This is a genomic window from Massilia timonae (genome assembly GCF_001866515.1).
In the GTDB taxonomy this organism is placed as follows: domain Bacteria; phylum Pseudomonadota; class Gammaproteobacteria; order Burkholderiales; family Burkholderiaceae_D; genus Telluria; species Telluria timonae.
Map to the genome: position 1 here is coordinate 4,639,815 of NZ_JRYB01000001.1, position 18,389 is coordinate 4,658,203.

General features: G+C 64.6%; 16 protein-coding genes. 5 read left to right on the forward strand and 11 right to left on the reverse strand.

What is annotated here, in order from left to right:
* Positions 1-62: 62 nt before the first annotated feature.
* Complete coding sequence (locus tag LO55_RS19660; RefSeq protein WP_083415437.1) at positions 63-2,006, reverse strand: PKD domain-containing protein; 1,944 nt, start codon at positions 2,004-2,006, stop codon at positions 63-65.
* Between the two features lie 413 nt (positions 2,007-2,419).
* Here LO55_RS19660 and LO55_RS19665 point away from each other — a divergent pair, with 413 nt between their 5' ends.
* Both LO55_RS19665 and LO55_RS19670 read left to right on the forward strand, forming a co-directional pair.
* Positions 2,420-2,836 (forward strand): hypothetical protein, encoded by a 417-nt coding sequence (locus tag LO55_RS19665; RefSeq protein ID WP_071362775.1) that lies wholly within the window; start codon positions 2,420-2,422, stop codon positions 2,834-2,836.
* 166 nt (positions 2,837-3,002) lie between these two features.
* A complete protein-coding gene (locus LO55_RS19670; RefSeq protein WP_083415438.1) occupies positions 3,003-3,860 on the forward strand; it encodes a protein phosphatase 2C domain-containing protein in 858 nt (285 codons plus the stop codon).
* 845 nt (positions 3,861-4,705) lie between these two features.
* Here the strand turns inward: LO55_RS19670 and LO55_RS19675 are convergent.
* From LO55_RS19675 to LO55_RS19690, 4 genes are all read right to left on the reverse strand, one after another.
* Positions 4,706-5,773 carry a DNA-binding protein gene (locus LO55_RS19675; RefSeq protein WP_071362777.1) on the reverse strand — a complete coding sequence of 356 codons (1,068 nt, stop codon included), beginning with the start codon at positions 5,771-5,773 and terminating at the stop codon, positions 4,706-4,708.
* 158 nt (positions 5,774-5,931) lie between these two features.
* Positions 5,932-6,600 carry a carbonate dehydratase gene (can, locus tag LO55_RS25980; protein ID WP_083415439.1) on the reverse strand — a complete coding sequence of 223 codons (669 nt, stop codon included), beginning with the start codon at positions 6,598-6,600 and terminating at the stop codon, positions 5,932-5,934.
* A gap of 192 nt (positions 6,601-6,792) precedes the next feature.
* Positions 6,793-9,237 (reverse strand): phosphoenolpyruvate synthase, encoded by a 2,445-nt coding sequence (gene ppsA, locus LO55_RS19685; RefSeq protein WP_083415440.1) that lies wholly within the window; start codon positions 9,235-9,237, stop codon positions 6,793-6,795.
* Positions 9,234-9,827 (reverse strand): glutathione peroxidase, encoded by a 594-nt coding sequence (locus LO55_RS19690; RefSeq protein ID WP_071362780.1) that lies wholly within the window; start codon positions 9,825-9,827, stop codon positions 9,234-9,236. Before LO55_RS19690 ends, ppsA begins: the two co-directional genes overlap by 4 nt.
* Positions 9,828-9,939: 112 nt before the next feature.
* Here LO55_RS19690 and LO55_RS19695 point away from each other — a divergent pair, with 112 nt between their 5' ends.
* From LO55_RS19695 to LO55_RS19705, 3 genes are all read left to right on the forward strand, one after another.
* A complete protein-coding gene (locus LO55_RS19695; protein ID WP_071362781.1) occupies positions 9,940-10,413 on the forward strand; it encodes a bacteriohemerythrin in 474 nt (157 codons plus the stop codon).
* A 108-nt stretch (positions 10,414-10,521) separates the two neighbouring features.
* Positions 10,522-11,922, forward strand: a complete 1,401-nt coding sequence (locus LO55_RS19700) for an aromatic ring-hydroxylating dioxygenase subunit alpha (protein WP_229410192.1) — start codon at positions 10,522-10,524, stop codon at positions 11,920-11,922.
* Between the two features lie 41 nt (positions 11,923-11,963).
* Complete coding sequence (locus LO55_RS19705; RefSeq protein ID WP_071362783.1) at positions 11,964-12,533, forward strand: 3-phenylpropionate/cinnamic acid dioxygenase subunit beta; 570 nt, start codon at positions 11,964-11,966, stop codon at positions 12,531-12,533.
* Positions 12,534-12,564: 31 nt separating this feature from the next.
* Here LO55_RS19705 and LO55_RS19710 read toward each other — a convergent pair whose 3' ends face one another.
* Genes LO55_RS19710 through LO55_RS19735 form a run of 6 tightly spaced genes read right to left on the reverse strand, consistent with a single transcriptional unit; the run spans position 12,565 to position 18,388 of the window.
* Positions 12,565-13,785, reverse strand: a complete 1,221-nt coding sequence (locus LO55_RS19710; protein WP_083415441.1) for a multidrug effflux MFS transporter — start codon at positions 13,783-13,785, stop codon at positions 12,565-12,567.
* Positions 13,786-14,820, reverse strand: a complete 1,035-nt coding sequence (locus LO55_RS19715; protein WP_071362784.1) for an aromatic ring-hydroxylating oxygenase subunit alpha — start codon at positions 14,818-14,820, stop codon at positions 13,786-13,788.
* Complete coding sequence (locus tag LO55_RS19720) at positions 14,817-15,758, reverse strand: Rieske 2Fe-2S domain-containing protein (protein ID WP_071362785.1); 942 nt, start codon at positions 15,756-15,758, stop codon at positions 14,817-14,819. Before LO55_RS19720 ends, LO55_RS19715 begins: the two co-directional genes overlap by 4 nt.
* Positions 15,759-15,770: 12 nt before the next feature.
* Positions 15,771-16,697: a quinone oxidoreductase family protein gene (locus LO55_RS19725; RefSeq protein ID WP_071362786.1), complete on the reverse strand. Its 927-nt coding sequence runs from the start codon at positions 16,695-16,697 to the stop codon at positions 15,771-15,773.
* Positions 16,697-17,527 (reverse strand): SDR family NAD(P)-dependent oxidoreductase, encoded by an 831-nt coding sequence (locus LO55_RS19730; RefSeq protein WP_071362787.1) that lies wholly within the window; start codon positions 17,525-17,527, stop codon positions 16,697-16,699. Before LO55_RS19730 ends, LO55_RS19725 begins: the two co-directional genes overlap by 1 nt.
* A gap of 30 nt (positions 17,528-17,557) precedes the next feature.
* Positions 17,558-18,388: an enoyl-CoA hydratase/isomerase family protein gene (locus tag LO55_RS19735; protein WP_005666971.1), complete on the reverse strand. Its 831-nt coding sequence runs from the start codon at positions 18,386-18,388 to the stop codon at positions 17,558-17,560.
* Position 18,389 lies beyond the last annotated feature (1 nt).

Here is an 18,389-nt window from a genome sequence, read left to right on the forward strand (position 1 = left end):
TAAAGTTTGCACCGTCTGCGATGCGGGCGCTGTCGGGGCGGACCGCTAACGGGGCGAGACCGCTAACGGGGCGAGACCGATAAGGTGCTTCCACTTTCCACGACACTGCCTTCGACCGGTCCGGCTCCCGCCGCCCCGTTGTCGTAGACCACCACGCCATCGCGCGCACCGGTCTTGCGCTGGACGATCCGGATGTGGAACCGATCCCGCACTCCGGCAGCCCACCCGCCTGCGCTCATCGTGAAGTCGTAGCCGTTCTCGCCGTTGACGGCGCCGCTGCCCTGGATGCGGACCTGGCCGCCCTCGACCGACTGGGCCAGGATGTGCGTGCTCTCGAACCGCAGGCCGACGGTGTTGAAGCGCACGCTGGCGCGTTGCGGCTGGGCGGGGTCGCCGAGGAAGGCATAGGTGGCGCGTGCGGCGTGTTTTTGCGCAGCGGCGGCGGCGTCCGGCGCGGACATAAAGGCGCCTTCGCCGGCGATATGGGCGCCGGCGCCGCAGACTACGATCCTGCGCTCGGCCGTCACCGTCTTGCCGCCGCTGTCGCGGATCACCAGGCGCACCGTATAGATGCCGGCCTTGCGGTACACGTGCTGCCCGCTGACGCTGCCCGCGCCGTGCTTCGCGCTCACGTTCCCGGCTTCGCTCGCGCCGTCGCCCCAGGTCCAGGTGGCGCTGTGGGCGTCACGCGGGTCGGCGTCCTTGAAGTCGACCGAGAACGAGAGCAGGGCGCCGACCCGCGCCGGGCCGGCCACCTGGATCGGTCCGGCCACCGGCGCGGCGTTGTGGTCGCCGCGCGGCGCCAGCAGCACCAGGCCGGTATTGGCCAGGGCGACGATCGCGCCGCCGTCCGAGATGCTGCGCGCGCTGCGCAGCACCAGTCCCGGCGGCGCGCCGGGGACGCGGGTATTCAGGTCGACCACGCCGCCGGCGCGGGTCCAGACGAAGGCGCGGCTTTCGAGGTCGCCGACGACCTGGCCGGCATTGTTGACGTCGCGCGGGACGCCGTCGACCCCGGCCCCGGCGAATTCGACCAGGCCGCCGGCGCGGGTCCAGGCCAGCGGCCGCGTGGACTCGAACGGGTCTTCGACGACGCCGATCACCAGTCCCTTGTCGTTCAGGCGGCCAGCCTCGGATTGCTGGCCGCTGCCGCTGCCCAGGTTGACGATGCCGTCCTGCCGGCTCCAGAAGAAGGCGCGGTCGCCATCCTGGCCGGGGAAGGTCGACGTGCCGGTGATCTGGCCGACAGCATTGATGTCGGTCGCGTCCGATCCGCGACTGGAAAAACTCGTGAGCGGCACCACGCCTTCGCTGCGGGTCCAGCGAAATGGCAGGCCTTCCGGGTCGCCGCTCGGGACGCCGACGAAACCCACCGCCGTGCCGGCGTCGTTGATGTCGTTGGCGCTCGAGACGCTGGCGCCCGGCGTCAGGTCGACGATCCCGGTCTGCGGCGTCCAGTGGAATGCATGCCGCGCCGTCTGGCCCGGCTCGCCGAACCACGCGCGCCCGACCACGTGGCCCTTGTTGTTGACCGCGATCGCCACCGAATCGGCGCTGCCGGCCGGATCGAGGTCGATCATGCCGGCGCCCCTGGTCCACCTGAAGGCGTGGGTGGTGGCGTTGCCTGGGGTGAACTCCGACGCGCCCACGACCTGCCCGTGGTCGTTGAGCCCCACCGCATAGGCGTTGGCCCCGCCCAGCGTGCCCAGCTCGCGCACCTGTCCGGCATCGTACAGGCGAGGGCGGAACACGCCGTCGCGGGTCTCCGTAAAGACCACCTGGTCGCGGTTGTTGATGAAGCCGGTCGCGCCGAGGTCCGGGGAGAGCTGGATCACCTGATAGCTGGTGCGCGCCGCCGGTCCGCCGGCCGCGGACCCAGTCGCCACGGCAGCGACAGTGCCGGCGACGACGACGAACAGCACTCCCAGGCGTCGCGGCCAGGAAGGCAGGGGGGACGCGTCCTTGCGGCAAGCTGCAACACCGCCTTTGATATTGTCAGTGCTCATGGAACTCTCCTGAATGGTGGGAGGGTGAAACCGAGATGCGCTCGCCAGTCAGCCGCTCGTCAGCGCGCAGCCTGACGGCCCGCGTTTATCGCGGCAGTGGCGACCTCGACCTGCCGTCTTACCGACGAGATGGAGCCCTTGTTGTCGGTGACGGTGCGCGTGACGGTGCGGAGCGTGGCGGCAGCGCTCGTTATTATTCTTGGTCGCATTGTTCCTCCTGATCAGTTTGATGCGTCAGGTCAAGATGCAGCCTGGGAAGAGGTGCTAGAGGGGACGTACCGGATCAGCTTAGGACGTTCGACGAGGTCGCCTCTGGGCGATATCAACTGCTGTGCTGGTCGGCGCGAGCCTGGTGGAGGACCGGTTGACGCAATCAGGGTAGCCTTCGACGCTTATTTCCGGCCGAGGCGAACTTGCTCAAAAATGCCTTCCTCTACGACGGGACCACGGTCACCGACCTCGATCCAGACGCGGGGAACACCTTGGGCTACGACATCAACAACGCGGGGGAGGTCGTCGGCGTCGCTGACGACCGCGCGGTCCTGTACGCGGACGGTGGGCTGTTCGACCTGAATACGCTCATCGACCCCGAGGCCGACTTGCTGCTGAAGTCCGCCGACGACAGCAACAACCAAGGGCAGATCCTGGCGCATCGCTGCGACCGTTCCGGCGTATTCTGTTACGGGTCCGTGTTGCTGAATCGCGTGCCGGTTGTTGCCGAGCCTTCGGCAGCCATGCTGCTGTTAGCGGGGCTGGCCCTGATGGCGGGGCGGCGATGCAGGATTGCGCGGCAAGCCATCTACGACATTGCGGCACGCCGTGCTGCTTGACAAATTCAGCGACTAACTCGTGGCAAATGCGACAGCATGCAGGCCTTAATCTAACTCGACATTAGCATATATATTGTCGAGTGAAATGCGGGAGAGGGTCGATGCGCTTGTCTTCCGCTTCCCGCGCGGGTAGAGTCCTCCGACAAATAATAACCCGGCCACGTCCGTGAAGATCACCTATATCTCTGCAGGAGCAACATCCCACCGTAACGACGACCATGTGGCCGTCTTCGAGCATGCCGGCGCCACCGACATCCTCGTGATCGATGGCGGCACCTCGGTGACCGAGCGCGATTACCTCGATCGTGTTCATGGCGACGTCACCTGGTTCGTGCACGCCTTCACGGCGGCGCTGGAGCAGGAACTGGCGCCCGGGCGCAGCCAGCAGGAATGCGTGCATGCCGCGATCGACGTGGTCCGCGCCAGGTTCGAGGAAATGATCGGGCCAGGTGCGATGCCGCTGCATGCATGGCCGATCGCGGCCATGACCTGGCTGCGCATCGACGAGCGTGACGGCGTCCAGCGCGCCGCGTTGTACAGCCTCGGCGACTGCACGAGTCTGCTGCGTACGGCGGACGGCAGCTGCAGCGATCTCGATCCGTTTGTGAATCCACAGGATGCCGTGCTACAGGCCGAGATCGCGAAACTTCGCACCGAAGGCGTCACCGATCCCGAACTGCGCCGCGAACGCATGCTGCCGATGCTGCGTGCGCGACGCGAGTTCCAGAATACCCAGCCGGCGCCGACCGTCCTGTGCCTGCGTCCGAACGGTGCATTCCAGGCGCGCGTGCGCAGCCTGGACCTGGAGCCCGGAACGAGCCTGTTGATCATGACGGACGGCTTTTATCGGCTGGTCGATCCTTATGGCCGCTACACGGATGGCGCGCTGGTGGATGCCTGTCTTGAACGGGGATTGCCGGCGATGCTGGACGAGCTGCGGACGCATGAATCGGTCGCCGGCGGGACTGGGGTACGTGCGGTCAAGGTGGCGGACGATGCGTCGGCGGCGGTTTGGGCGGTGTAGCAGTTGGTGGATTCCAGGCCGTGGACGTATTGACGCAGGAGTGGGTGCCCCGGCTTTTCAGCGCACGTAATCTTGGCCGCCACGGAGGGCATTTAACATAATATAGATTATGCGAAGTTTGCCCTGGGCAGCCTTCCGATCGACGTGCAGGCCTGATTACTCGCGCCGAAGCGCTCCAAACTAATTCTATGCACGATCTTTCGATTTTGCGGATATTTGCGGGAAAAAGGTTGATTCCGCCTCAAGTACTCACTTTTAGTTTAACTTGGCTCGTCGCCTCCAGTCTTTTATCGCTTCGTGGCGATAGTTTTAGTTTCGAGATTTTTTCTAAAATTGACTTGGTGCGCCCTGCGCACGAGTAATCACTTTAATTCTGCCTTATACGCATATGATTAATTGTAAATAGGTGACGGAGTACTTTAGTACAGTTGTCTGGACTAACGACGCAAAGTACGGTGAAAGCAGTCTCTAGACGCTTTTACCTCCTGTTTATACGTCGTGATTAACTTCCTTTCCCGACCATCAGATCGGGCGATAAGGATGTTTTCGAAATCGACTGGGAGGGTCGTCGACTCCTTTCCCAGCAATGCAGAAAGTTACGGGGGAGCACCGCGATGGTTGTTGTCTTGCGGAACAGTCATACACCTTCCTTTCATTGGGGTTAAGCAGAGCGGATACATGAATTGCTGATCTTAACCATATGGCAACTCGGACTTGCGATGGAATGACCGTTTCGACAACTGAAAACGGACGTTTTCAGCGGCTCAGTGCCGCGGGCCCTCCTCTGAGAAGAAATAGACCAAGCGCTTAAAACTTCTTGTCTTCGTTCCCTGTATCCGACGCATTCATGTAGCTGGCTTTGCTTTAGACCTGCGCGCGGCGCTGATTTCCCCCTGTCGACTTGGTTTGGAGACACGTTTGGACGTAGACGGGCGACGATTTAGCTGCTCACGAAGCACCTCCGCGCGAGCTCGCTCGACCGCGATTTGCGAGGTCAAATCCGATGTAATGGATTGCAATTGCTCGACCTTGTCTCTAGCAATATTCCTCTCATTGGTAGCTGCTTTCAGGTTATCTTTGAGCGCGGAAAAGTCTCTGTCCCGCTTCGCCCCTTCGATCTGCGATTGCGTCAGCTCGGACTGGAGTCGCTGCAACGATGCCGCAGACAGGCTCCGCTCTGACTCAAGGGCCTTCTCCATTTTATTCACGGCCGTGCGTTCACGATCAATTTCGACCAGGGCGCGATGTTCCAACGCTGCGTAGCGCTCCTCGGCTTGCGCAATCCGTGCCGTAACTCGCTCAATTTCCGCAGCGTGTTCGGCACGGATTGCCTGAAGCTGCCGCCCGGCTTCCGAAACAGCTTGGCGAGCATCAGCTAGCTTTGCATTCATCTCGGCAGCTGCCGAAGCACTAACAGCCGCTTCTTCACGCAAGATCGCGTTTTCTCGCGAAGCAGCCTCCAGTTTTGCAGAAAGCACCTGCAGTTCTCGATCGGCGTTATCGAGTTGATCCTGGACAGTCTGTTTATCTCGAAGCGCCAAGTCACGTTCGTGTGCCGTAGTCTGCCGAAATTCGTCGAAAGACTGATTCGCCGAGGCCTGAGCCGAGCTCCAGAGCTTCGACACTAGGTCGCCGGCAGCCTGCGCCAGGTCGTTAGGCAGACTGGGTTGCCCCAGCTCTACTTTGCCTGACCGGCGTAGGTCGCCCCAGAAACCGCGCAGCGCTTCAGTTGGAGCCGACATGCTCCCTTTACGGACTAGCTGATACAGCTTATTCGCCGTCGGTGTAATGCCGTATCGGAAAAACATGACGATGCACACCTCCCTATAGAGGTCAGGGGTGCGTGGATACGCAGCCCGCAGGCTTTCCACGTCCTCCTGCAGGGCAGTGTCCAGATCGTTTCGCTCTAGCATGAGGCTCTCCTGATTGCGCAATATTACTACATAATACGTAATAATTTGGGTCCCCTACCCTGAAAATATGACATTACTTCTATAATGTCGAATATCTTATGCTTTCCGTCAGGGTGCCATAACGTGCATTTGCCACAGACTCACCTCTCATCTGGTGGCTACGGAACATCTGGTTTGCAACGCTTGGTAACCATTGCTAATGCATTGCGATGCCCCTCCTCCCAGTTTCCTGGACCGCTCAGACCTTGACCAATCTGATGGAGTAAGCCATCGCATACATCGTAGACAAGTCCATGTACTTCAAATCTCTGCCCACGGGCCCAGGCCCGGCGCACAATGGTCGTGCGACAGACATTCGCCACCTGTTCGACCACGCTGAATTCACACAGGCGGCGCGCGCGTTCCTCGTCACCCGAAAGTGCACCAAGCAACGAAGCATGGTGCAGAGCGATGTCCTCCACATGACGCAACCAGTTATCGGCCAGTCCTACCGATCGTCGCTCTGCAACCGCCTGGATGCCGCCACACCCATAGTGGCCGACTACCATGACGTGCTCGACCTTCAACACTTCGATCGCATACTGAAGCACAGACAGGCAGTTCAGGTCTGTGTGTACCATCAGGTTGGCGATATTGCGATGAACGAAGACCTCGCCAGGACGCAAGCCAAGGATTTCGTTCGCCGATACCCGACTGTCGGAGCAGCCAATCCATAGATAACGCGGCGCCTGCTGCCTCGCCAGGCGTGCGAAGAACTGGCCGTCCTCCTCCAGCATTCGTTCCGCCCAGGAGCGATTGTTTGCGATAAGTTGAGCTAGACTGGACATCGTTACCTGCCTCCCAAGTGTTAGGGTTGGTGAATCGTCCGCGAAGCGCCACCGATCGCGGCGGTTAGCTGCTGCGCTACCGCGTCCGAAGTGGTCCATGTCACGCGGCGATTCTACCCAGCACGCTGGGCCTTCAGCCTGCAAGGAACGCTCGGCGTCCAAGCCGGCCCTCTCCGGAATATGCGAGCGCTCTTACTTCATCGCCAAGCTCTGCCAAGTCGCGATTACTGAGTCCGGATTCAGCGACATCGATTTAATGCCCTCGTCTACCAGCCACCGGGCGAAGTCCGGGTGGTCCGACGGCCCCTGGCCGCAGATGCCGATGTACTTGCCCTGTGCGCGGCATGCCTTGATCGCCAGCGACAGCATGGCTTTCACTGCCGGGTCGCGCTCGTCGAAGTCCTTGGCCAGCAGCTCCATGCCGGAGTCGCGGTCCAGGCCCAGGGTCAGCTGGGTCAGGTCGTTCGAGCCGATCGAGAAGCCGTCGAAGTACTGCAGGAACTGCTCGGCCAGGATGGCGTTGGACGGCACTTCGCACATCATGATGACGCGCAGGCCGTTCTCGCCGCGCTTCAGGCCGTACTTGGCCAGCAGCTCGATGACCTTCTCGGCCTGGCCCAGGGTGCGCACGAACGGAATCATCAGCTCGACGTTGGTCAGGCCCATCTCGTCGCGCACGCGCTTCATGGCCATGCACTCCATCTCGAAGCTTTCAGCGAAGTCCTCGGCCAGGTAGCGCGCGGCGCCGCGGAAGCCCAGCATCGGGTTCTCTTCGTCCGGCTCGTAGCGCGAACCACCGATCAGCTTCTTGTACTCGTTCGACTTGAAGTCGGACAGCCGCACGATCACCGGCTTCGGCCAGAAGGCCGCGGCGATGGTGGCGACGCCTTCGGCCAGCTTGTCGACGTAGAAGGCGCGCGGCGAGGCATGGCCGCGGGCCACCGACTCGACTGCCTTCTTGAGGTCCGCATCGATGTTCGGGTACTCGAGGATCGCCTTTGGGTGCACGCCGATGTTGTTGTTGATGATGAACTCGAGCCTAGCCAGGCCGACGCCGCCGTTCGGCACCGACTGGAAGTCGAAAGCCAGCTGCGGGTTGCCGACGTTGAGCATGATCTTGGTCGGGATCGGCGGCAGTTCGCCGCGTGCGACTTCGGTGACCTCGGTTTCCAGCAGGCCGTCGTAGATCTTCCCTTCGTCGCCTTCGGCGCACGAGACGGTGACAAACGTGCCGTCCTTCAGGGCCTCGGTGGCGTCGCCGCAGCCGACCACGGCCGGCACGCCCAGTTCACGCGCGATGATCGCCGCATGGCAGGTACGGCCGCCGCGGTTGGTGACGATGGCCGAGGCGCGCTTCATCACCGGCTCCCAGTTGGGGTCGGTCATGTCGGCAACCAAGACGTCGCCCGGCTGCACGCGTTCCATCTCGCTCGGGTCGTGGATCACGCGCACCGGGCCGGCGCCGATCTTCTGGCCGATCGCGCGGCCGGAGGTCAGCACGGTGCCCGAGCCCTTCAGGCTGAAGCGCTGCTGGGCGTCGGTGGCTTTTTGCTGCGACTTCACGGTTTCCGGACGCGCCTGCAAGATGTAGAGCTTGCCGTCGCGGCCATCCTTGCCCCACTCGATGTCCATCGGACGGCCGTAGTGCTGCTCGATGATGACGGCGTACCTGGCCAGCTCGACCACTTCGGCATCGGTCAGCGAATAACGGTTGCGCATCTCGATCGGCACGTCGACGGTGCGCACCGAACGGCCGGCCTTGGCTTCGCTGGTGAACTCCATCTTGATGAGTTTCGAGCCGATGTTGCGGCGGATGACCGGCAGCTTGCCCTGCGCCAGCATCGGCTTGTGGACGTAGAACTCGTCCGGGTTGACGGCGCCCTGCACCACGGTCTCGCCCAGGCCGTAGCTGGAGGTGACGAAGACCACGTCCTTGAAGCCGGATTCGGTATCGATGGTGAACATCACGCCGGCCGCGCCGGTATCGGAACGCACCATGCGCTGCACGCCGGCCGACAGCGCCACTTCGGCGTGGGTGAAGCCTTTGTGGACGCGGTAGGAGATCGCACGGTCGTTGTAGAGGGAAGCGAAGACGTGCTTCATGGCTTCCAGCACGTTGTCGATGCCGACCACGTTCAGGAAGGTCTCCTGCTGGCCCGCGAAGGACGCGTCCGGCAAGTCTTCGGCGGTGGCCGAGGACCGCACGGCAAACGAAACTTCGGTGTCGGAATCGGCCACCAGGCGCTCGTAGAAGGCGCGGATTTCCTGCTCCAGGCGCGGCTGGAACGGGGTGTCGACGATCCACTGGCGTATCTCGGCGCCGGCGGCGGCGAGCGAACGCACGTCGTCGATGTCGAGGCCTTCGAGGCGGGTGGCGATACGCTGGCCCAGCGAGGGGCCGCCATCGGAATGGTCGAGGAAGTCACGGAAGGCATCGGCCGTGGTGGCGAAACCGCCCGGCACACGCACGCCAGCGCCGGCCAGCTGCGAGATCATCTCGCCGAGCGACGCGTTCTTGCCGCCGACCGACTCGACGTCGGTCATGCGCAGTGTTTCAAATGACGCCAGGTAAACGCGGCGCAGTCCGTTAGTCGAAGGATCGGGCTTTGTCCGCCCTATATTAAACAGCTCAGTCATGCTTGCTCACCTTGTACATGATTGGACTTGCGATCGGCATTGATTTCCAGCTCGCGCTCGACCGCCTCGACAAGCACCGGGTGATCGGGTGCGACGTCCGGGCTGAAGCGTGCGGCCACACGGCCGTCACGTCCGATCAGGAACTTTTCGAAGTTCCAAAGTACGTCTGCAGGGTCGGACTGCTGGTAGCCATAACCCGCCAGCCTGGCACGCATGGCGCCGTTTGCCGGATCGATCGCTTGCGGCTGCAGGCGTGTCAGCGCGCCGTACAGCGGATGTTGCGCTGGGCCGGTAACCGCAATCTTCTGCCCGAGCGGGAAGTCGACACCGAACTTGGTCTCGCAAAACTGGGCGATCGTTTCGTTGTTGCCAGGCTCCTGGCCGCCAAAATCGTTGGCGGGAAAACCCAGCACGACGAGGCCGTCTGCGCGCCGGTCCGCGAACAGCTTCTCCAGGCCTTCGTACTGCGGCGTAAGCCCGCACTGGGATGCCACGTTAACCACCAATACGACTTTCCCGGCATAGCCGGCCAGCGTAGCTTCGCTGCCGTCCATCAGCCGGAACGGTATGTCGACGACTTGTGTTTCCATCTTTGGACACTCCTCTCTGATTGCAATTGCGGATAAGCTGTAAAGCTATGCTACCATTTTGCTAGACACTTTTAGCAAAAGTGTCACATCTTTTAATTGGGAGGTCGATTAAATGGCAGCGAATAGCGAAGAGAACTTCACCTGGTCCGACCGGTTCCTGATTGGCCACGAGGCCATGGACGCTACCCACCGCGAGTTCGTCGACATTGTCGGCGCCATGTTGTCGGCGCCCGACAGGGAACTCGGCCGGCTCCTCGATACTTTCGCGGACCACGCCGAACGCCACTTCGAGGAAGAACGCAAGTCGATGCTCGCGACCGACTTCCCCGCCGCCCAGTGCCACATCGACGAACACAGCGCCGTGCTTGCCTCGGTACACGAAGTACGCGCACTCATGGCGGCCGGAGGAAACGAAGCGACCTGCCGCGCCCTTGCGCGCGAACTGAGCCGCTGGTTCTCCGGCCACGCCGACTACATGGACGCCTCGCTCGCCCAATGGCTGGTGAAGAAGCGCACCGGCGGCATTCCCGTCGTACTGCGCCGCAGCAAATCCCCGGACGCACCGGTGGAGCCGGCCCAACACTGATCCGCGTGCGTCAGGTTCCGGCTAAATAAATTTGTTGGGATCGCATCCATTTGTTGAACATACTTCTTATTTGTGTACAATTAAGAAGCGGGCAAAACAAAGGAGACAATGATGCACCAGAATGCCGAAACGAGACTGCGGGACGGGACAAGGATCTCGGACCTGATCAACCACGAAACACGCGAGGTCAAGGTACGGACCCTGTCCGATCCGGAGTTGTACGAACTGGAGATGGAGCGGATTTTCGCCAAGACCTGGATCTTCCTGGGCCACGAGACCGAAATTCCGAACAAGGGCGACTTCATCACCCGCGACATGGGTTCCGATGCCGTCATCGTCGCACGTGACCGCGACAACGAGATCCACGTTTCCCTGAACGTCTGCCCGCACAGGGCCATGAAGGTGCAGACGCACGACGCCGGCAATACCAACGTCCACATGTGCATCTACCACGGCTGGGCGTTCAAGCCGAACGGCGACTTCATTGGCGCGCCGGTCGAGAAAGAATGCATGCACGGCAACATGACGCCGAAGGACCAGCTGGGCCTGAAAAAAGCGCGCGTCGCGCTGTACGGCGGCCTGATCTTCGCTACCTGGAACATCGAAGGCCCGAGCCTCGAGGAATTCTTCGGCGACGCCAAGTACTATTTCGATACCCTGTTCCTGCGCACCAAGGGCGGCCTCGAGGTCCTCGGCCCGCCGCAGCGCTTCCGCCTGAACGCCAACTGGAAAACCGCCTGCGAGCAATCGGCCGCAGATGGCTTCCACACCCTCACCCTGCACCGCTGGCTCGCTGAGGTCGGCCCTTATGCGAAGAAGCCGGACGCTGAGGGCAAGGGCGCCGACCTGTCGCCCGAGATGTACGGCAGCGAAGTCTGGACCGACCACGGCCACGCCATGCGCTGCATCGACCTGGACCGCAAGATCGTGCGCCTGACCGGCAAGGATCCGGCCGAGCTGTCGCCGGTCGAGCGCCTGAAGGCCCTGCCCCCGCCAGGCATTACCCCCGAGATGGTTTCCGAACTGCTGGAACGTTTCGACGACGGCCAGCTCAAGCTGATGTCCTGGCGTCCGCCGCAGGTCGGCGGCTTCTTCCCGAACGGCCTGTTCGAGTTCATCTACCTGCCGCAGCCGGACGGCACCATCGTCGGCGCGTGTGCGCTGCACGCCTACATCCCTAAGGGACCGGACAAGCTCGAGTTCATGAACTGGATCTTCGCCGAGAAGGATACGCCGCCGGAACTCAAGGCGCGCATGCTGCGTCAGTCGGTCCAGATGCTCGGCACCTCGGGTATGGTGGAGATGGAAGACTCGGATACCTGGCCGCACCAGACCGAGGTGGCCAAGGGCGCGGTCAGCAAGACCCTCACCCTGAAGTACCAGGCCAAGTTCGACAAGGGCGCCCCGGAAGGCTGGCCTGGCCCCGGCCATGTGGGTGACGGCTTCACGAAAGACGACACCCAGTGGGCATGGTGGAAGTACTGGCACGAGCTGATGACCGCGGAATGAGCACTCAGCCCGAAACCACACAACACCATCAGGAGACTCACATGGAAAAGAATCCGCTCGAACCGACGCCGCTGCCGCCTTCGGTGCGCGCCAACCGGGTCGCCATCGGCAGCCAGGTGTACAACGACATCGTCGAATTCATGTACGACGAAGCCGAATACTTCGACACCCTGCGCCTCCGCGACTGGATCGCAATGGTCGCCAAGGACATCGAGTACACGGTGCCGCTGCGCCATACCCGCGCCACGCGCGACCAGGACAAGTCGGTCGTGCGCACCGTGCAGCACATGTTCGACGACTACCGCTCGATCATGCTGCGCGTGATGCGGGTGATGGACACGCGCAGCGCCTGGGGTGAGGATCCGCCCTCGCGCACCAAGCACATGGTGTCGAACATCCGCGTCTACCGCACCGACAAGGAGAACGAGTTCAAGGTCCACAGCTACCTGTTGCTGACCCGCAACCGTTTCGACAACGACAAGTTCGACCTGATCCCGTGCGAACGCCACGACGTGATCCGCAAGACCGACGAAGGCTACCTGCTGGCGCGGCGCGAGATCATCATCGACCAGGCGGTGCTGGGAACGCCGAATCTCGGCATCTTCCTGTAAGCGCCCATACTTCCGAACCCGCCCGCCGCCATCAGGCGCCGGGCGGGTTTTTCTTTGAAAAGCGCAGGGCGGCAAGCACGCCCGCGCCGGCACACAGCCACAAGCCCGCGGCGCCGCAGGCCAGCGACATCGGCGAACCCCACATCATGGGCGCGAGCAGGGCCGCGAGGACCGCATTGAAGCTGGTCTGCACGAACAGCTGGACCGACGAGCCCATGCCGCGGCGCTCCGGGACGCAGTCCAGGCCGCGGATGGTCATGGCCGGGATCGCCAGCGACATCCCGAGGTTGAAGACGAACAGGTAGGCGACATACCAGCCTGCGCGACCGGGCGCCACCCAGGCCACCGCCAGGTTGTAGCAGTTTGCCGCCGCCATCAGGGCGAACGCGGCCGCCATCGTACGCCCGAAGGACCAGCGTACCGCCAGCCGTCCCGCCAGTGCCGAACCGACCACCAGCCCGGCCGTCGCCGGACCGAACAGCCAGATGAAGTCGCCCTCGCCGAGGCCGAGGTGGGTCATCACGAACACCGGCGCCGACAGGACGTAGATGAAGAAGGCCCCGAACATCAGCGCGTATGCCAGCGTCCAGGCCATGAAACCGCGGTCGCGCAGCAGCGCGAGGTAGCCGCGCCCGAGGTCCGCCACGTCGAACGGCCTGCGCGCCTGTGGCGGCAAGGTTTCCGGCAGGCGCAGCGCCACCGCCGCCAGCAGGCTGGCAGCCAGCAGCGCCAGGAACAGGAACACCGAGCGCCAGCCGAAGGCGATCTGCAGCGCGCCGCCGACCAGCGGCGCGATCGCCGGGGCAAGCCCGAAGATCATCACCACCTGCGACATCATGCGCCGTGCCAGCGGCCCATCGTGTAGGTCGCGCACTACCGCGCGCCCGATGACGATTCCGGCGCCGGCCGAGAATCCCTGCAGCGCGCGCAACGGCCATAGTTGCTCCACGGCGGTGGCGAAGACGCAGCCCAGCGAGGCCAGTGCATAGACCGCCAGGCCCCATAGCACCACCTTGCGCCGGCCGAAGGAATCCGAGATAGCTCCATGCCAGAGCGACATGAAGGCGAAAGCGAAGAAATACACCGAGATGGTCTGCTGCAGCGCGACCGCGTCGGTGTGCAGAACAACAGCCATCTCGCGGAAGGACGGCAGGTAGGTATTGATCGAGAACGGTCCCAGCATCGCCAGCCCGGCCAGGATCAGGGTGATCCCGAAGGTGCCCGGCGCAGCTGCCGTGGACGCGGCCCGCACTCAGGCCTTCATGCCGAGCAGCCGCGAGATGTCCGTCGCCGGATCGGCGTCGGCGCCGTAGCTGAAGTCGCCCTGCTGCTGGCGCTGCGCCAGCCGCGCCAGCAGCACGCGGTAACGGTTGCCCGGCGCGTCGAAGCGCGAACTCAGGTCGCGCCGCTGGCCGGTGTCGAAGTAACGCGCGTTCTGCGGGCGCAGCACCGAATTGTCTTGCGGTTGGATGACGTAGGAGATGCGCGGCATCAGCCAGCGGAACGGCGCCGGCGCATGCACCGTATAGTTGGTCTGGTCGACCCGGCTGCGGTGTCGGCCGACGGGGACGAAGGGCTGCACGTTGGGAATCGCATAGCCCGGTTCGAAGCTGGGGTAGGAAATGCAGAGGTTGTTGCGCAGGTGGACGTGCAGCACCGCGCGCAGGTCCTGGTATTGCGCGCGCACGCCGCCGATCCAGCGCATCACCGGCGCCACCGACTTGCGCGTCACGATACGGGTGCGCGTCAGCGTTTCCGAAGTCGAGCTGAACTCGACCACGTCGCTGTCGGAGCGGCCATCGCCGATCGTATTCGCATGCAGGAAATCCGCATGGGTCAGGTCGATCAGGTTTTCGACCGACAGCGGCGAGGACGCATCGAAGCGCACCGAGCGCTGGGTGTAGCGCGGAATGCCGATGCCGTCGGCCGGCAGGAAGGGAATCAGCGGAATGAGCTGTTCGTGCGCATTGTCCGGATTGCCGTACCAGACCCACACGTAGCCGTAGCGCTCCCGGACCGGGTAGTGTCCCGATCCACCAGTGAAGGCGGTCGGCCGGCGGCCCGGCTGCCCGGGCAGTTCCGGATGCAGCTCGGCGGCGCGCACGCGGCCCTGCTCGCGCCACAGGTAGACGTCCTGCGCGTGAATGATCCGGCGCACCGGGCGGCCGGCGATGTCGGCGCTGTAGGCCACCGGGAACCAGGTATCGCGCAGGTCGATGTTGCCCGGCACCCAGTCGCGCTTTTCGTCCGGCGCGGCAAAGCGCATCCCCTTGTCTTCCGGCTTCATGCCAGGCTCCTTTCCTGCGCGGATGGCACGACCGGCCTGCGATCGCGCGAGGGCGCGACTTCCAGTGCGGCGACGGCGCGCCCGTCGATCATACTCTTGACGGCAAACGGCGCACTGCCGGCAAGCCGGCGCAGGCGCCAGCCCAGCGGCGCGTCCCCCGCATGCGCGTGGGCGAACCCGCGCCATGCCAGGCTGGTGGTGCTGCGGCGGTTGGCGCTGGCGGCGACCAGTACCGTCACCAGCGCGCGCTCGCCGGCGTCCAGCAGCTCCACCATGAGGTCGCCGCCAGCCAGCGGGACCCGGGTGCGGACCAGCAGCGGGTGGTCGCGCACGAAGGCCGGTCCGATGCCCTTGCCCTTCCAGACGGCGCCGCGGTCGAGCACCAGATGGCGGCCGTCGCGGCGTGGATCGCCCAGGAAGAAATCGGTGATAGCGACGCCCGGGAAGTCCAGCAGGCATTCCGGCCCGTCGAGCATGACGTCGAGGTATTCCTCGAAGGCGATACCCGCCACGGCGGTTCCGCTGTACTCGCGTCCGCCCGCGCGGTAGGCGGCTGCCGGCAGCGGGGCATCCGGTTCGCCGGCGCCCGCGCCCTCCCCCAGCAGGACATGCACGAAACCGTTCAGTTCCGCGACCGGGTAAGCCTGTGCCACGGCGGGCGGAATCTTCTCCTCGCGCCGCAGGTTGGGGATGTCGGTACATTTTCCGCTTGCGCCGTCGAAGGTCCAGCCGTGGTAAGGACACTGCAATCCACCCGGCTTGACCAGCCCCGGCGACAGCGGCACGCGCCGGTGCGGGCAGCGATCTTCCAGTGCGAAGGCCTCGCCCTCGTTATTCCGGAACAGGGCCAGCTGCCGGCCGTCGCACACCGCCGCCAGCGTCTTGCCCGGCGCCAGCTGCTCCGACAGCGCCACGATCCACCATTGTCCAGCCGTCATCGGCACGCTCCCTCAGTCGCGCAGGCGCGCGGTGATCTTCGCATGCGGCCCGCTGGCCTGCGCTGCCCAAGCCTTGCCTGCGTCGTCGAAGGCGAAGTCGGCGTAGTCGACCTGGATGTCCTGCTCGCGCGCGATGCGCAGCAGCCGTTCCCAGATCGCACGGCGGTCGGCCGGCGGACGCTGGCCGGTACCGATGCACGACAGGGTGCGGAACAGCAGGTCGGCGATGTCGAGGTTCACCTGGCGCCCGGCCCCGGTGCCGATCGTCATGATGCGCGCGCCCCAGCGCGTGGCCTTGAGCGCATTGATCATCGGCTGGCCGCAGACCAGGTCGAGTACCACGTCGAAGCCCTCGCCGGCGGCCGCCTTGAGCGCCGCGACGTCGTCCGCGCCGCCCAGCACCACGACCTCGTCGGCGATGCCGCGCTCCTTCAATCTAGCCAGCGCCTCGGCCGAGCGCGCGGCCGCCACCACCCGACCGGCACCGAGATAGCGCGCCAGCTGCAGGGCGATCTGGCCGAGCGTGCCGGTGGCGCCCAGCACCAGTACCTGCTCGCCCGGCTGGATCCTGGCCTGCTCGAGCGGCACCAGGGCGCCGGTGGCGGCGATGCCCATCGTGATGGCGGTGCGATCGTCGACATCGTCCGGAACCTCCCACACTTCCTCGGCCGGCACCAGGGTGCGCTCGGCCCAGGCGCCGTAAGGCAGCACCGAGCGTTCGCCGAAGTAGACCCGCCGTCCGTCAGGCGCCCGTCCGACGCCCTCGCCGCGGATCACGCAGGGGTATTGCACGCCGAGGCGGTAGGCGCCCAGCACGTCCCAGCCGCCCAGGCCCGCCGTGTCGACCTCGATCAGCACCGCGCCGTCCTGCGGGCCCGGCTCCGGGAATTCGCCGACGACGGGGGCGGCGCCGCGTTCATGGATGATGGCGGCCCTCATCACATCCCCTTCGCGCCGGTCTGCGCAAACAAGGCCTTCATCGCCACCAGCGATGGGGTGTGGCTGCCGAAGCCGCCGTCGGCCACCAGCGTGGTGCCGGTGACGAAGGCGGATTCGTCGGATGCCAGGAAGGCGACCACGTCGGCGATCTGGCGCGGCGTTCCCAGCTCGGGGGTCAGGTGGTTGTCGCGCAAGATGTCGAGCAGCGGCGCCGGCATGCTGCTGTGCGCATTCTCGGCCGGGGCCAGGCCGATCTGCAGCGCGTTCGATCGAATGCCCTGCTTGCCATATTGCGCCGCGACGGAGCGGCTCAGCATGATCAGGGCTGCCTTTGACGCCGCGTAGGCGGACAGCGACAGGTCGCCCTGCACACCCAGGCCCGAGGTGACGAAAATCACCGAGCCCTTGCCGTTCTTGAGCATCTCGCGGATCGCGTATTTACTGCACAGCATGGCGCCGCGCAGGTTGACCGCCATCGCACGGTCCCAGGCCTCGACGTCCATGTTGATCACGTCGCGGTCGCGCTGGCGCTGTTCCACGCTCAGCACTGCGGCATTGTTGTGCAGGATGTCGACCCGGCCGAAGCGGCCGACGACCGTTTCGACCATGTTGCGCACCTCGGCCTCGAGGGAAACATCGCACGGCACCGCAAGCGCCTGCCCGCCTTGATCCTCGATCTGCGCCGCTACGCGCCGTGCGGCATCGCCGTCGATGTCGACAATCGCCACCTGCGCTCCATGCCCGGCGAGCACGCGCGCCGCTTCGGCGCCCAGTCCGTTTCCGGCGCCGGTCAGGATGGCGACCCGGCCTTCCAGTTTCTTGTTATGCATCTTGCTGTCTCCGTCAGGTAGGCCGCGCTTCTAGCGGCCGGTGAATTGGGGCGGCCGCTTCTCGCTGAAAGCCAGTGCGGCTTCCCGCGCGTCCTCGCTCGGCTTGAGCATCGCGAACAGGTCCAGCTCGAGGTCGAGGCCCTGGCGCAGTTCGAGCTCGAGGGCGCTGCGCGCCGCGCGCTTGACCGACAGGGTGGCGGCGGGTGCGCGCGCCGCGATGCGCAGCGCGAAGGCGCGCACTTCCTCGACCAGCGCGCCGGATTCGCTCGCGATGCGGGTGACCAGTCCGATATCCCTGGCGGCCCGGGCATCGAGCCGCTCGCCGGTGAGCAGCAGGTCCATCGCCCGCCCCGGGCCGACGACGCGCGCCAGGCGCTGGGTGCCGCCGCCTCCCGGAATCAGGCCGAGCGCCGTCTCCGGCAGGCTGAAGATAGCGTCGGGCGCCGCGAAGCGGATGTCGCAGGCCAGCGCCAGTTCCATGCCTCCGCCCATGCAGTAGCCATGGACGGCCGCGATGACCGGCTTCTGCACGGCGTCGATCGCCTCGATCCAGCGCGCGCCCTGCATCCGGCGGCGCACCTCGATGGCGCTCTCGGGGGCGCGTTTTTCCTTGATGTCGGCGCCGGCGCAAAAGCCGCGCTGTCCGTCGCCGCGAATCGCGATGACGCGCACCTCGGGGTCGGCGTCGAGTTCGCGCAGCGCCTGCGGCACGCCCTGGCGGATGTCGTCGTTGATGGCATTGATCTGGGCGGCACGGGTCAGCACCACCCAGGCCAGCGCGCCCTCGCGTTCGATGGCGACGGCGCTGTTGACCACGGCCACTGTGGCGGCGGCTGTCGGGTTCTGGTCGAGCACGTCCATG

Excerpts from the sequence above, each read along its gene's own strand:
- LO55_RS19660 (WP_083415437.1), bottom strand. The coding sequence starts at position 2,006 with ATGAGCACTGACAATATCAAAGGCGGTGTTGCAGCTTGCCGCAAGGAC.
- LO55_RS19675 (WP_071362777.1), bottom strand. The coding sequence starts at position 5,773 with ATGCTAGAGCGAAACGATCTGGACACTGCCCTGCAGGAGGACGTGGAA.
- can (WP_083415439.1), bottom strand. The coding sequence starts at position 6,600 with ATGTCCAGTCTAGCTCAACTTATCGCAAACAATCGCTCCTGGGCGGAA.
- ppsA (WP_083415440.1), bottom strand. The coding sequence starts at position 9,237 with ATGACTGAGCTGTTTAATATAGGGCGGACAAAGCCCGATCCTTCGACT.
- LO55_RS19690 (WP_071362780.1), bottom strand. The coding sequence starts at position 9,827 with ATGGAAACACAAGTCGTCGACATACCGTTCCGGCTGATGGACGGCAGC.
- LO55_RS19695 (WP_071362781.1), top strand. The coding sequence starts at position 9,940 with ATGGCAGCGAATAGCGAAGAGAACTTCACCTGGTCCGACCGGTTCCTG.
- LO55_RS19700 (WP_229410192.1), top strand. The coding sequence starts at position 10,522 with ATGATGCACCAGAATGCCGAAACGAGACTGCGGGACGGGACAAGGATC.
- LO55_RS19705 (WP_071362783.1), top strand. The coding sequence starts at position 11,964 with ATGGAAAAGAATCCGCTCGAACCGACGCCGCTGCCGCCTTCGGTGCGC.
- LO55_RS19715 (WP_071362784.1), bottom strand. The coding sequence starts at position 14,820 with ATGAAGCCGGAAGACAAGGGGATGCGCTTTGCCGCGCCGGACGAAAAG.
- LO55_RS19720 (WP_071362785.1), bottom strand. The coding sequence starts at position 15,758 with ATGACGGCTGGACAATGGTGGATCGTGGCGCTGTCGGAGCAGCTGGCG.
- LO55_RS19725 (WP_071362786.1), bottom strand. The coding sequence starts at position 16,697 with ATGAGGGCCGCCATCATCCATGAACGCGGCGCCGCCCCCGTCGTCGGC.
- LO55_RS19730 (WP_071362787.1), bottom strand. The coding sequence starts at position 17,527 with ATGCATAACAAGAAACTGGAAGGCCGGGTCGCCATCCTGACCGGCGCC.
- LO55_RS19735 (WP_005666971.1), bottom strand. The coding sequence starts at position 18,388 with ATGGACGTGCTCGACCAGAACCCGACAGCCGCCGCCACAGTGGCCGTG.